The sequence below is a fragment of the Nitrosomonas eutropha genome, assembly GCF_900116685.1.
GTDB classification, from domain to species: Bacteria; Pseudomonadota; Gammaproteobacteria; order Burkholderiales; family Nitrosomonadaceae; genus Nitrosomonas; species Nitrosomonas eutropha_A.
In genome coordinates this window covers 13,225-26,491 of record NZ_FPBL01000008.1, presented here as the reverse complement: position 1 = coordinate 26,491, position 13,267 = coordinate 13,225, and the positions used below count along the sequence as shown (strand labels likewise).

Sequence of the window (13,267 nt, the reverse complement as noted above, 5' to 3'; positions counted from 1 at the left end):
ATCCTGGGAAAAATCTAGTGAGTTCGATCTGTCTTTCAAGATCCAAACAATGCCGGGTCAGGCTGAACTACGCCCTATGTTGAACCTGTCAATGGGTTCGTGAAAATCTCGCTGGTGAGAGAAAGCCGTACAAAAGGCTTCTTCAAAAAAGTAATGGCTATGCCAAAAACAAGTACTGCCGGGGTGAGATTTGAATCGCCAGCCTTGGGCTGTAGATCTGACGTGTTGCTGGATTGCTAACTTCTAATAGTACAGCAGATTGTAGGAAGAAAACTGATTGTGGTCAAATCGTGGCTTTTTCGTAAGCCTTCAACGTTGGAGTTAACGGACGGCGGCACCAGTATGGCGACGATGTCCCGTTGTACAACACGGAACATGGTCACAGCGCGATTCAATACAGCACTCCCATGCAACGGCAAACGGTCAGGATGAGGAGTTGCTGGCTCAACGCCATGCCATCTATGAGGTAGCACGAGCAAACCATCCTGAACGATGATTGAGCCCAGTACGAAACTGGTGCAGAATCAACAAGTTCATCTGAATCCCCGGAAAAGTAAAACACCTTCTGGTAAACAAAAAAACACACTCAAACAGGTGGCTTGAGTTTCCTTATAGGCGACAAGTAGATTGACAATTACCAACAATGTGTCCGGCTTTACTTGACCAGAACAGAATCTTGAGTGTTAATTTTTCTGCCACTTTATCTGGAATTCAATTTCTTCTTCTGAATCGGATCTTTCATGCTCAATGGTAAAGGTTGCACGAACCGGAACATAAATGCGTTCTCCCGCGATCTGAATTTCGAAACGCTCGCCATTTTCAATGGAATCTGCCAGCCGGCGGAGTTTTGCGACAAAATCCGCTTTCGAATAGCCTTTTTCTATGTCCCGTTCTGAATTTGAAGTCATTTGATACTCCTTATTTGCTGTGTAATTCATATATGCCTCTAACGGTTCGAATTATCCGCTGGCGCAGTCGATCAGCTGTATCTGGGTGTCAGGGTATGGCATCTTTCTCAAATTTACAGAGAATTGATGCCAACTGTGCAATATGCCCGGCACTCAGTCCGGGCGCTTCTTCCCCCGTTAGCTTCAGCATGTTGAGTGCATGGCGCATCATGTTCAAGTCTACCTTACCTCGCTTCGCCAGCTCGTAATAAGCGACAAACATATCGTGCCATGCGTACATGTGATCCGAGGAAAGTGAAGTGGCCAGTTTGTAGTTCTCAACCGCCGCCTCAAAGTCACCTCGTTGGTGATACACATTGCCTAACCCGTGAATCGCGTTGGCGGCATCCAAAGCAGTCTTTGGATTACCGGATACATCATCCTTCACGAATCTGAATATCTGTTCGGCGCGCTGGATGTAGGTCTTCTCCTGTTCATGATCGTCAGCCACGCTGAATACCTGTGCAATGGTTTTGTAGATAAATCCCAGCTGTAGTCGCAGGGTCAAATCAGTGGGTGCTTCTTTCAGTAACGCTGCAATCAGCACCAGTCCTTCTTGCAGCTCATCGTTAGCGCGATCCAGTGCTCCTTCTTCGATCAGCTCGACGGCCCGGACCTGTAACCGGTGTACCTGCCGCGCAACAAGCTTCGTTACGGGGCCCATCTCCCGGAGGGCCAACGCTCGCACTTGGCGACTGTTTTCCGCCTCACGTAGTACGGCTTGTGTCAGCTTCTTCACAGCTTCGTCGCTGAGATTCACGCCTTCATCCAGGCGCTGCTCAATACGCTGGATACCTCCTACAAGCTCATTCAACAGCTTCTGATCACCCGATACGATCAGCATTAATTTCTGCACGTCAGTGTGAATAATCTGCTGGCCCTTGACGAGCATATCGAGTCGTTCTAACAGAGTGCTGCGCAGCATTTCCTGCAGATGATGGTCGGCCTCAAATTCCGCAACAGCCTTTTGGGCGCGTTCAAGCGTTGTGGTAGGCTCCTCGCCCCCGAGTCGCGCTTTCAATCGTTCCAATACCGGTTCGAGGGCACCCTTCAATATCGACCACGCCCCAGGCAGGAGCGCTGCTCCCGCGACGTCCAACGACGCTTCGGCAGCACCTAAAACAATCTTTCTGAAAATTGGATTCAGGTTCATCTTCTCTTGCCCACGATATCCTGCACCCTAATGATAAAACTCAGTGGCGGCCTGTCAGAATCTATTAGATCATGCCATAATTTAACTTTTCTCCGAGGCACTTTTTCTCAGAAACCCTCAATAGGAATATTTCGAGGATTAAGTTTCACGACCCTCTAAGCTGGTGTTTAATTACAAAATATGTCGATCATATTATGATACCCGCATCATTTGAAGCATGGGGCCTCATGGCATGAGTGGCGATCACGTTGTCGTGTACGGCGGAAGTCATGACCGAGCTTGAGCGGCTATCGCGAAGTCGCAGCGGTGAGGTTCGCATGGCCGAACGCGCCCGCATCGTTCTGGCCTGCCTGCGGGGCAAGCGCAACGACGAAGTTGCCAGTGAGATCGGCGTGCGCCCGAATACGGTCGGGTGGTGGCGCCACCAGTGAGCAAGGCGAGCTGGGATGGCGGTTCTTTGGCGCTGCAGCTGGACGCCTTGCCTTGTTTACGCAGCACGCGCTATATACACCGCGTCATCGGAGACGCCCAGCGCCAGCGCCACTGATCCTGGTGCGTCAGCACGGATCCCGAGTTTGCAGCCAAGGCCGCTGATGTAATCGGGTTGTACTTGAACCCGCCGCAGAATGCCTTGGTCCAGTGTATTTCAGTGTATATTTGCACCAAAATCGCTCCAGAGATTTTTCATGATTTATATGTACAGCTCAACCATACGTCAGCCATGCGTATTTACTATTCTTATTGCTCTCTCGGTAGCTTTCCTCGTCGGATGTAATATCGAATCTAATACGCCGGTCGAGTCATCACCACTCGATGTTGCAGTTGCGAGTGTACTGGTGCGTTCAGTGCAAACCTGGGACGAATTCAATGGCCGAGTCCATGCAATCCCAACTGTAGAGCTGCGTCCTCGCGTCAGTGGCTACATCAATCGCGTTGCCTATAAGGAAGGGAGCGAGGTTAAACCTGACGACCTTCTCTTCGTCATTGATCCCCGGCCATACCGCAATGTGCTCCATAGTGCACAGGCGCAGCTCGAACATGCACGGTCGGCGGCGAAACTTGCGCAAAGCAAGACTACACACGCGCGGGCACTGTTCGCAGCACAGGCGATGTCACGCGAAGAGTTTGACAGGAGACAAACGGAGTTGAACCAAACGGCCGCCGAGGTTCGTGCAGCGGAAGCTGCCGTCGCTACTGCCAAACTCAATCTCGGTTTTACCGAGGTTCGAGCACCGATCGCAGGTCGCGTGGGGCGAGCATACTTAACTGCCGGCAATCTTGCCCAGGCTGACCAGTCAATGCTGACAACCCTGGTCTCGCAGGATCCAATGTACGTGTACTTCGACTGCGATGAGCATAGCTTCCTGCGCCACAAGGAATTCACTCGCAAGAACAATCGCGAGAGCAATGTCTATCCGGTCCGCATCGGTCTGGCTAATGAGGAAGGCTTTCCGCACCGGGGGATTGTGGATTTCTTCGACAATCAAGTTGATCCCACAACAGGCACAATTCGTGCTCGCGCTGTTGTCCCTAATGCTAACCGCTTGCTGACACCCGGCCTTTTCGCTCGAGTACAGCTGCAAGGTGATGAGTTGCCTGCACTTTTGATAGACGCCAAGGCCATTCTGACCGACCAGCATCATAAATATGTTTATGTACTGGGAGAAGGTAACCAAGCGCTACGCAAGAACATCACACTGGGTCGTCAGATCGATGGCCTATACATCGTGCAGTCCGGCCTTGACACGACAGATAAGGTCATTGTCACCGGCGCCCAGAAGATCTTTCGTGAGGGAATGATTGTAAGTCCTGAGCATGTCGCCATGGAATCGCAAGCGATTACCCCTCTTCCGGTTCCATGAAAGCGTCAGGGTAAAGGTACGATCATGGATTTTTCCAAATTCTTTATCGACCGTCCCATATTTGCAATTGTTCTTTCAATAATTATTTTTGCATTGGGACTTATCGCCATTCCGCTCCTGCCTGCGGGTGAATACCCGGAAGTGGTGCCGCCCAGCGTAGTTGTGCGGGCAATGTACCCCGGCGCCAATCCAAAAGAGATGGCAGATTCAATCGCCGTTCCGCTGGAAGAAGCGATCAATGCCGTCGAAGGCATCATGTACATGAAGTCCGTTGCGGGTTCCGACGGAAGCCTGCAAGTGACAGTCACCTTCACACCCGGCATCGATCCCGATACTGCAGCTGTCCGTGTACAAAATCGCGTCGCCCAGGCCCTGTCCCGTCTGCCCCCCGATGTACGTCAGTACGGTGTAACCACACAGAAGCAGTCTCCTACCCCGCTCATGTTTGTGAGTCTTTCTTCACCTGACAATCGCTACGATGGAGTCTATCTACGCAACTACCTGACATTGAATATAAAGGATCAGCTCTCACGCCTGGAGGGGGTGGGCAACGTCGGATTATACGGGGAAGGCGACTATGCGATGCGTCTGTGGCTGAACCCGAACAAACTCGCCACACGCGGGCTTACAGCCAGTGATGTGATCAATGCCGTGCGTGAACAGAACGTCCAGGTATCTGCGGGTCAGTTGGGCGCAGAACCATCGCCCAAGAGTACGGATTTCCTCATTCCGATAAATGTGCGCGGGCGGCTTCGCAGCGAACAGGAGTTCAGCGATATCGTGTTGAAAAGCGGGGACCATGGCCAATTGGTTCGCTTATCCGACGTGGGACGCGTTGAACTCGGCTCCGGCGATTACACGCTGCACGCTATGATTGATGAAAAGAACGGCGCCAGCGCTGGCATTTTCCTCACTCCCAACGCAAACTCCCTGGCGGTAGCCAGAGCGGTCTATGCCAAGTTTGAAGAACTTTCAGCAAACTTCCCTGCGGGCGTGACGTATCGAATAGTGTGGGACCCTACTGTATTTGTCCGGGAATCCATTCGGGCAGTGGGTCAAACCCTGATCGAAGCGGTCTTCCTGGTCGTGCTGGTGGTCATTCTCTTCTTGCAGACCTGGCGTGCATCAATCATTCCCCTGATCGCGGTACCGGTCTCGATTGTCGGTACTTTTGCCTGGCTGTACCTTCTCGGATATTCTATCAATACGCTGACATTGTTTGGACTGGTATTGGCAGTCGGTATTGTCGTCGATGATGCCATCGTCGTCGTCGAAAATGTTGAGCGCAACATTGAGGAAGGCCTGAGTCCTCTTGCAGCAGCACACCAGGCCATGAAGGAAGTCTCCGGTCCGATCATCGCCATTGCGCTCGTGCTTTGCGCGGTTTTCGTGCCCATGGCATTCCTGAGCGGTGTCACCGGGGAATTCTACAAGCAGTTTGCCGTCACCATCGCCATATCCACCGTCATTTCTGCGATCAATTCACTCACCCTGTCGCCGGCACTGGCGGCAAAACTGCTCAAAAGACATGATGCTCCGAAGGATGCGCTCACACGGCTGCTCGAACGCATGCTGGGGTGGCTGTTCCGTCCGTTCAACCGGCTGTTTCTCCGCAGCTCCCATGGATATCACAATACTGTAGCCCGAACGCTGGGGCGCCGCGGCATCGTGTTCACCGTCTATGCAGGACTATTGCTCGCGACTACCCTGCTATTCCATATCGTGCCGACCGGCTTTATTCCAAATCAGGACAAGCTCTACCTCTTCGCAGGAGCCAAATTGCCGGAGGGCGCATCACTTGCTCGTACCGATGCTGTCACACGTCAACTGAACAGAATCGCCAGTACTATCGAAGGCGTGGACATCACTGAAAGCTATGTGGGCATGAATGCCTTGCAATCCGTCAACACGCCCAACCAGACCACGTCCTACATCATCCTCAAACCTTTCGACCAACGCCAGCGTTCTGCGGAATCCATCGCCGCTGAACTGAATGGCAGGCTTGCAGAGATCAAGGACGGGCAAGCCTATGCATTACTGCCTCCGCCTATTCAAGGGCTGGGCAACGGGTCGGGCTATTCGCTCTATCTGGTCGATCGCGCCGGTCTAGGGTATGGAGCGTTGCAAAGCGCAACGACTAAATTCCAGAATGTGATTGCCCAGACGCCGGGCATGACTTTTCCTGTCAGCTCATATCAAGCGAACGTCCCGCAGCTCGAGGTCAATGTAGATCGAGTTAAAGCCATAGCCCAAGGGGTATTTTTGACAGATCTTTTCAGCACCTTGCAGATCTATCTTGGCTCCATCTATATCAACGATTTCAATTTATTTGGCCGGGTCTACCGGGTGATGGCCCAGGCAGACTCAGCCTTCCGCCAGAAGATTGAAGACATCGGCAACCTGTACACCCGCAATATTGAAGGAGAGATGGTTCCGCTGGGGTCGATGGTAACGATTCAGCATACCTTTGGCCCGGATCCAGTCATCCGCTACAACGGTTATCCCGCCGCTGACCTTATCGGTGATGCGGATCCCCGCGTGCTTTCCTCGGGACAAGTCATCGCCAAGCTGTCGGAGATTGCTGCGGAGGTTTTGCCCCGCGGCATTGTGCTGGAATGGACCGACCTCAGCTATCAGCAGGTGACGCAGGGCAATGCGGCGGTCATCGTCTTCCCATTATCGATCATGCTGGTCTTTCTGGTGCTGGCTGCCCTCTACGAGAGCTGGACATTACCCTTGGCGGTCATCCTGATCGTGCCGGTATGCATGTGCGCTGCGCTTTTCGGTATCTGGCTCGCGGGCGGCGACAACAACATATTCGTCCAGGTGGGGCTGGTTGTATTGATGGGACTGGCATGCAAGAATGCCATCCTGATCGTTGAGTTTGCCCGGGAACTTGAAATCCAGGGTAAGAATATCGTCGAGGCTGCATTAGAGGCCTGCCGTCTTCGACTTCGCCCGATCATAATGACCTCAATCGCTTTCATTGCTGGCTCTGTTCCCCTCGTGCTCAGCTACGGTGCAGGTAGTGAAGTGCGCTACGCAACAGGTATAACCGTTTTTGCCGGGATGCTCGGTGTGACGTTGTTTGGTTTGTTTCTTACTCCTGTTTTTTATGTCGCCTTGCGCAAGTGGGCTCACTGAACCGCCCCAGGTTTTGAGGAGGCTATTGAGTTAAAGTAAAGTGGCTTTGTTCACGTGTTTATCCTGCTGCTGATAGAAGTTTCTTTCTGCTTCAGCAGGAGGAATATACCCGATAGTTCCAAGTAAGCCCTGCGGGAAGCCAACGACCTCAATGCCAAGTCATACACCCACGAAGAAGTCATGCAGGCGATGCAGGAACGTAGCGGTTTCGGCTTGAATGAATTGTTAGGCGCGACTTTCATTGATGTGATCACGCCAGTCCACGAGTACTGAGGCCGCATCATCGGCTTGATCCGTAAGTTTGGAGAGTCCCATGCGGCCTTCTGAAATCTGTTGCAAGTACTCAGATATTACCGCTTTGTCGGAGCCTGCCCGAAGAAGGCTAAATACTTGCGGCACGTAATTGTCGTATTCGTCACGAGCTTGTGGGACGCCAGCTACGCCGATTGGGTCCCAGACGTAGTGAAGCACTTCGCCGACGATGCGAAAAAGGCGCCGATCTTCTTGGCTCAAGTTGCGAGGATCTGTCATGTCGCGCCTAACGCCCACCACACAGGCGAGCAACTTGTTGCGAGTTCAGTGACAGGAGGGAACGGTTGTGCTGGTACTTGTTAGGATTCAAAAACTTCTTCAATCTCTGATACTCCAGTTGTTTGATCCCCAGTAAACCATTGCCAACTCTCTTTGAGAACTAGCTTTCCATCTGGGCTTTGATGAGGTGTAGAGCAACATCTACCGGCCATCAACTCACCGTAGATATTTTCGTGATGGTACATAAACTCAAGACTACCATCAGCAAATATCTTCCCTTGAAGGTGTCCACTCACAATTTCGCCGCCAGAGTACTCAGCCCAGACCTGATCTGCGTTTTGATGATAATGAAAACGCGTTGATTCGCTGACCTCACCATTCGCAGAGTTAGATTTTCCACGAAATATTCGGTTGTTATAATTCATTGGCACTCCTAACGCCTGAATTAAACCGAGCCGCGAAGCGGTGTCGGATTGAATGAATTGTTAGGCATCATCATACGGGAGATCGTCCGGATCAACGCCAATATAATCCGGCTCCGGCATGATCTGAAGGCGTACGGCCATGATGTGGGGCTGACCCTGCAACAGGGCCTTGGCCACACGATGCATCCCATCCATAACCCGACCATCCGGTGAAAGAATGATCGGATAGATAAGGTCTGTGGCCTCGACAAGTCGCATATGGTCGATCAAATCACGGCAAGTAGGGAGTGGATCTTTAGTGCTGTACCAATAGGGCTCGTCAACTTCCCGGATGGCGGAAAGATCCACAGCACAAGGCTGTATATCCTTCACAAGGTCAATCAAGAGATGAACATCCCAAGCGAGTAAGCCTTCTTTGCTTTCACGAAAATGATATTGCTTGCGCATACGGAATGATGCCTAACGTTTGAGCTCAGGCTGCGGCCCGTCAGGGCCGTCGCGCCCGCAGCGAATTGTTGGGCGCACACAGACTGCCATAGTCAGTAGCCACTTGCGCCAGTAGAGGACGAGTGTATTTCTCTACGGGATCGGTGTCTGGTGGGTCTCCAGCGTGAGCGTACTCGCCTTGGTCAAATGCCGCATGAACTGCCGTAGAAAAATCCGGTATACCCCGCTCTGCATCTACATAGCAGAAATAGTGAAGCCAGTTCACCGCCGCATCTGCGGCCTCAAATGAAAGACGGCCTGCCACGTACTCGGATGCAACTCTCGCGCAGAACGATATGCAGAACTCCTCATGGGAGTACACACCCAAGTCTCTTACTAGAGATTCAGCCGTTGGTTGTTCAGCCGAACACTGCGCGATGATTTTGTCTATTTGCACGGTCATCCTTGGGCGCCCAACGCCTGAATTAAGCCGCGCCGCGAAGAGCGGCTTCGGCTTGAATGAATTGTTAGCGCCCACACCTCAGTGCGCGAGCTTGAGCGTGATGACCCCGGCAACAATGAGCGCCACGCCAAAGTACCGCGCAACTGATGTTGGATCTCCGTAGTAAAGAACGCCCACGAGGAAGGTGCCGGCCGCACCGATGCCCGTCCAAACAGCGTAGGCAGTACCGATGGGAATGTGCCGCTGAGCCAGCCATAGCAGAAAGCCACTCACGGCCATAAACGCGACCGCAATGCCAACACCACTCCATCGGGTTTCCGGCACCTGCGCCATCTTCAGTCCGATGGGCCAGCCAATCTCAAAGAGTCCAGCGAGGATCAGGTATATCCAGGCCATCGTGATCTCCGTTCATGGGCGCTCGCGTGGCGTGGCCGAAGCGTGCACTGCTGGAGGCGTTCCCTGCAACGCTCAGTTAGGCGCTGGTAGATGCTCAAGGGCTGCACCATTGCTCTTCGCAGGGGATGTCGTCGTTGTCTCCGTCCATTTTTACGCCGGGGCAGTTGCTCAGGAAGAATTTGGCTTCCGCGCACGAACTCATTTGAGAGCAATGCTTGCGACCGTCGCAGCGATAGCGGTTGGAGGCTGTAGGAGCGGGTGGCGACAACTCACCCGGGGTGGGGAGAGGGGGGCTGGAATAGCCGTAGCTTTGGTTGTGTTGGAAGCAGCGCGCCGTTTCTTTTCAGCGGCGTTCAGTTCGTCCAGCGTCGGATCCTTTCGGGCCTGAGTCGAAGAGCAGGGCGTTTGCTGATATGAGACGCTGCCGTTGATGACGCACTTGTTCATTGTGGCTGCATACAGTCCTGTGGCTCCGAAGAGCGTTGCGAATGCAAGAAACAGCGGTGAAAGTGTTCGCATGATATTGGTGCCTAACGTTTGAGCTAACCGGCGAGCAAAAGCAGAGCGAAGTGCCGCTTTTGCCCGTCCGTGTTGAGCGATTTGTTATACGTATTCTTTAATGTGACTCATCGTCTATAGACCAATAAGTAACGCACCGCCATTATGCAGACATATGAGCATACAACTTCTTTTTGGCCAAAATGTACGACTAGCCCGTGAAAAAAAAGGTTGGTCACAAGACCGACTTTCTGATGAGTCAGGACTTCACCGCACATACATAAGCGGAATCGAGCGCGGAGTCAGAAATCCTACGATTGAAATCGTACAGCAAGTTGCAGTGGCTTTGGATGTTGATATTCAAGAATTATTTGCAGACCTCAAGGTGAAAGCTAGCTTTTATGATTAATATTCATCGACAAAATCAATTCAATATCTATAACTCAGCGAGAAACCATTTTATAGCCAACCCGTCTTCTTTGATTGAGCTTGAGAAGTTTTTGACAAACTACCTTGTTTCGATAATTACTGCAAATATTGTTGAAATCAAACAAGATTACAATGAAGCATCTTATCTCTACCCTTTTTGGGAGAACTATCCACCTGAAGATAGGGGGCGCCAGCCAATTAAAGACCAGTATCCTTGGATTGAGGTTGGCGAGCACGCAATCGGTTCAAAACTGCCAAGATTATTAGATTCGGTATTCCGTGTTAGAGACACGGGATTACCAACGGGATCAGATCAGCGATTTGTACTCACTGACGATGCGATTGCGACCGCAACAGGTGGATTTACGAATTCAGTATGGTTCTTCGTGGATATCAAAAGCGTAGGCCCAAGAGATGATCAACATCACACAGTCATGAGTCACAACCAAGTCTCAGGCGATGGTGTTTGGATAAATCCCGTGGATGGGGTCAGAAATACCATATTACAAGCAACTGGGGCGCGGGCATCACATGATTTTCATGCAAGCCTCCCGCCGGTTTTCGTTCTTTCAGATGGCACGATTGCCCCGCTTGTGATGATTGCTTTAAAACCCGTGTATCGAATGTTGCAACCAAATGTTGTAGGCGCTAGAAATGATGGGCAGCCATTGGAAAGAATTGATATTGCCTGCATTCCGAATGGACTTTTGTTAACACAGCAGCCGAATTATCTTGGCGCGTATAACGGTTTATTATTTCCAGGAAAAGATGATAAATCCAAAGACCCAAGAAAATTACGAGCTCGTGTCAGTTTTGAACTCTTAAAAAATATTGCACCATGGAGAGTGCAGACCATTCAAGTGCCGTTCCCTTAAATATTTAGCTTAAGTTGGCTCATCTCCTTTTTTATATTTTCTTGTGCCAGCGCTACATATTTAGCCTCTTTTTCAATTCCAATAAATTTCCTTCCGTGACGAATACAAGCTATGCTTGTTGTGCCAGATCCCATAAAAGGATCTAGCACAACATCATCTTTATCTGTGTATAGCCTTATAACTCTTGACGCAAGCTCCAGTGGAAATTTAGCTTCATGGTCATCGTTTGCGCGCACACTTTTAACAAACCATATAGCTCTCGACCCCCAATCCTTCCATTCTTGTGGTTCTAATTTTTTTCTATCTATGGTTTGCTGCCCTGGTTTCCAAAAAACGTAAAGATCTTCATATTCATCAACTGATTTAAGCGAGTTTGAAGTCCACTTGCAATTTGCCCATGCTGGGTCTTTAACCCAGATTCTGTGATCATACAAATAAAGACCACATTCTTGTCCGTATGTTTGGAGTGGCCCACCCACAAGATTTACTCTTGTCTGTATTTCATATTTTCCACCCCGAATATTATTTCCGTTTAGCCTTCTATCAATTGTTTGTTCGCTACAACCAAGATGTTCTGCTAGTTGATACCGGCTAAATTCAGGAAATTGTGCTTTTGCTTCAAGCACCATTTCTCTGGTAATTTTTGATTTTTGCATAGAGATGTTCATTGCTTGGAAGCGTGGAATGCTCTCGTCTTTGAAGCAACGAATGTCACCAATATTTATTACTAGGAACCCGCCTGGTTTGAGTGCCTTTGAATGATGGTGTATAACTTGGCGAAGCATAGCCTGCCAAGAATCAAAGGTTTCATCCTTTTCGTATTCCTTGCCAACAAAGTAGGGCGGAGACCAAAAGCTAAGAGCTACAGATTCTGGTTCAATCTGTTTCATTAGTATTTCTGATCGGCCTTGATGGATTTTATTAACTTCAAGAAACTTCATTTTACTTCCAGTACAGCTTTGTGTGTGACTCATAGTATACAAAATGCTGCAATTTGGCAACCGCTATGAAGGGGCGAGCTTATGCGTATAACGTGCAAGGTAAGCCGACGCCGAAGGCGTTCGGCTTGACCGCCGGGTTAGGTCGCTGGCTCTACTTACGATGGTTCTCAACTTCATTTGTTTCCCCAAACCGGAGGGCTTGGGCCGTTGAACAGTTCAAGGTTCAGGCAGTACTTTACAACTAACACATTAGCCTCAACTATTACTAAATGCTTGATGGAATGAACCGTATACCGTTTTGGTGACGATGGTGACGCAATCTTTCCTGCCCCGTCCAATCGCTCCCAACCGATATCGTCGAAGCGTTCGCCCACGCTGGCCGCTGTGAATGGCGTGCTGGATTCAAACCGTGCGATTGGCTTGTGCTGCCCCGACGTGTCGCACGTCGCGTGCATGGGCTTGTTATACGAAGGTCTGAAAGCCTGCATACGCCTTTGCACATGCCCCAGATGAAGAACCCGTAGGACGACAACCCGATGACAATGGCGGCAACATTGAGCCAGAGGCCTGTCTTGACTTTCCAACCGCCGCCGTCGGTTGCATAGAACCATTGACTCAAGTACGTAAACCCGGAAGTGACCGTTATTGCAAGGACGCCCAGCACGAAAGGGCTAAGGCTGTCGGCAAAGAGCGCGACCTTGTCTTTCTGGTTCTCCGTCAACTTGCTTATGAAGGCTAGCAGGGCGATCGCCGCGCCACCGTTCAACAAGAATGACGATCGGATTGCGTTCTGGCCGGCGGTAATAACTGACCTAAACATCTCCAAACCGGAAGCATGTTCATTCTTGTTTCTTTCTACTTCGAGTTGCAGCTGCGCCTTGTACTGCTCCAGCTCGGCCGGAGAGACCATCACCGAGGGAGAGTTGGCTACCTCGTCGAGATATGCGATGAGGTTGTCGCAGTAGATTGCAGCGGTGCCTTTGCCTTTGATGTCCTGGATCGTTGCTTTAAGCTGCGACGCAAATTCTTTTGCACTCATTCTTTTTCTTCCTTCGTATAACGTAATATATAAGACATTTTGTCCAATAATCTTGTATGTGATGTCGTATAACTTCAGAGCTGGTCAGTTTTCATAAACAGATACGACAACAGAATTAGTTTGAAAATTATTTAACCT

Annotated in this window: 14 protein-coding genes; 5 read left to right on the top strand and 9 right to left on the bottom strand. The window is 50.6% G+C overall.

Annotation, left to right across the window (positions count from 1 at the left end):
• Positions 1-683 precede the first annotated feature (683 nt).
• Positions 684-908, bottom strand: coding sequence for an amphi-Trp domain-containing protein (locus BM331_RS08685; RefSeq protein WP_074928919.1), 225 nt, complete (start codon positions 906-908; stop codon positions 684-686).
• Between the two features lie 88 nt (positions 909-996).
• A complete protein-coding gene (locus BM331_RS08680; protein ID WP_074928917.1) occupies positions 997-2,100 on the bottom strand; it encodes a tetratricopeptide repeat protein in 1,104 nt (367 codons plus the stop codon).
• 695 nt (positions 2,101-2,795) lie between these two features.
• On the opposite strand from BM331_RS08680, the gene BM331_RS08675 reads away from it, so the two are divergent.
• Together BM331_RS08675 and BM331_RS08670 are read left to right on the top strand one after the other, a co-directional pair.
• Positions 2,796-3,962, top strand: a complete 1,167-nt coding sequence (locus tag BM331_RS08675; RefSeq protein ID WP_074929021.1) for an efflux RND transporter periplasmic adaptor subunit — start codon at positions 2,796-2,798, stop codon at positions 3,960-3,962.
• 24 nt (positions 3,963-3,986) lie between these two features.
• Positions 3,987-7,106: an efflux RND transporter permease subunit gene (locus tag BM331_RS08670; protein ID WP_074928915.1), complete on the top strand. Its 3,120-nt coding sequence runs from the start codon at positions 3,987-3,989 to the stop codon at positions 7,104-7,106.
• A 225-nt stretch (positions 7,107-7,331) separates the two neighbouring features.
• Here the strand turns inward: BM331_RS08670 and BM331_RS08665 are convergent, their stop codons facing one another.
• From BM331_RS08665 to smr, 5 genes are all read right to left on the bottom strand, one after another.
• Positions 7,332-7,637, bottom strand: a complete 306-nt coding sequence (locus BM331_RS08665) for a hypothetical protein (protein ID WP_083414732.1) — start codon at positions 7,635-7,637, stop codon at positions 7,332-7,334.
• An 80-nt stretch (positions 7,638-7,717) separates the two neighbouring features.
• Positions 7,718-8,062 carry an avidin-fold protein gene (locus BM331_RS08660; protein ID WP_074928914.1) on the bottom strand — a complete coding sequence of 115 codons (345 nt, stop codon included), beginning with the start codon at positions 8,060-8,062 and terminating at the stop codon, positions 7,718-7,720.
• Positions 8,063-8,122: 60 nt separating this feature from the next.
• Positions 8,123-8,509 (bottom strand): hypothetical protein, encoded by a 387-nt coding sequence (locus tag BM331_RS08655; RefSeq protein WP_074928912.1) that lies wholly within the window; start codon positions 8,507-8,509, stop codon positions 8,123-8,125.
• A 40-nt stretch (positions 8,510-8,549) separates the two neighbouring features.
• Entirely contained in the window at positions 8,550-8,813 is a 264-nt protein-coding gene (locus BM331_RS11640) for a hypothetical protein (RefSeq protein ID WP_218154576.1), read from the bottom strand.
• Positions 8,814-9,029: 216 nt separating this feature from the next.
• Positions 9,030-9,347, bottom strand: coding sequence for a multidrug efflux SMR transporter Smr (smr, locus tag BM331_RS08645; protein WP_074928908.1), 318 nt, complete (start codon positions 9,345-9,347; stop codon positions 9,030-9,032).
• 1 nt (position 9,348) lies between these two features.
• Here smr and BM331_RS12445 point away from each other — a divergent pair, with 1 nt between their 5' ends.
• The 3 genes from BM331_RS12445 (at position 9,349) to BM331_RS08630 (ending at position 11,149) form a co-directional block, all read left to right on the top strand.
• Positions 9,349-9,735 (top strand): hypothetical protein, encoded by a 387-nt coding sequence (locus BM331_RS12445; protein ID WP_256214866.1) that lies wholly within the window; start codon positions 9,349-9,351, stop codon positions 9,733-9,735.
• Between the two features lie 285 nt (positions 9,736-10,020).
• On the top strand, positions 10,021-10,254 hold the full coding sequence (locus BM331_RS08635) for a helix-turn-helix domain-containing protein (RefSeq protein ID WP_074928905.1): 234 nt from the start codon (positions 10,021-10,023) through the stop codon (positions 10,252-10,254).
• Positions 10,247-11,149 (top strand): BglI family type II restriction endonuclease, encoded by a 903-nt coding sequence (locus BM331_RS08630; protein ID WP_074928903.1) that lies wholly within the window; start codon positions 10,247-10,249, stop codon positions 11,147-11,149. The genes BM331_RS08635 and BM331_RS08630 overlap by 8 nt, the downstream gene beginning before the upstream one ends.
• On the opposite strand, the gene BM331_RS08625 is transcribed toward BM331_RS08630, so the two are convergent.
• Together BM331_RS08625 and BM331_RS11450 are read right to left on the bottom strand one after the other, a co-directional pair.
• Positions 11,146-12,090 (bottom strand): DNA-methyltransferase, encoded by a 945-nt coding sequence (locus BM331_RS08625; protein WP_074928901.1) that lies wholly within the window; start codon positions 12,088-12,090, stop codon positions 11,146-11,148. The two genes, BM331_RS08630 and BM331_RS08625, sit on opposite strands and share 4 nt — an antisense overlap.
• A gap of 265 nt (positions 12,091-12,355) precedes the next feature.
• Positions 12,356-13,129, bottom strand: coding sequence for a hypothetical protein (locus BM331_RS11450; RefSeq protein ID WP_177217856.1), 774 nt, complete (start codon positions 13,127-13,129; stop codon positions 12,356-12,358).
• Positions 13,130-13,267 lie beyond the last annotated feature (138 nt).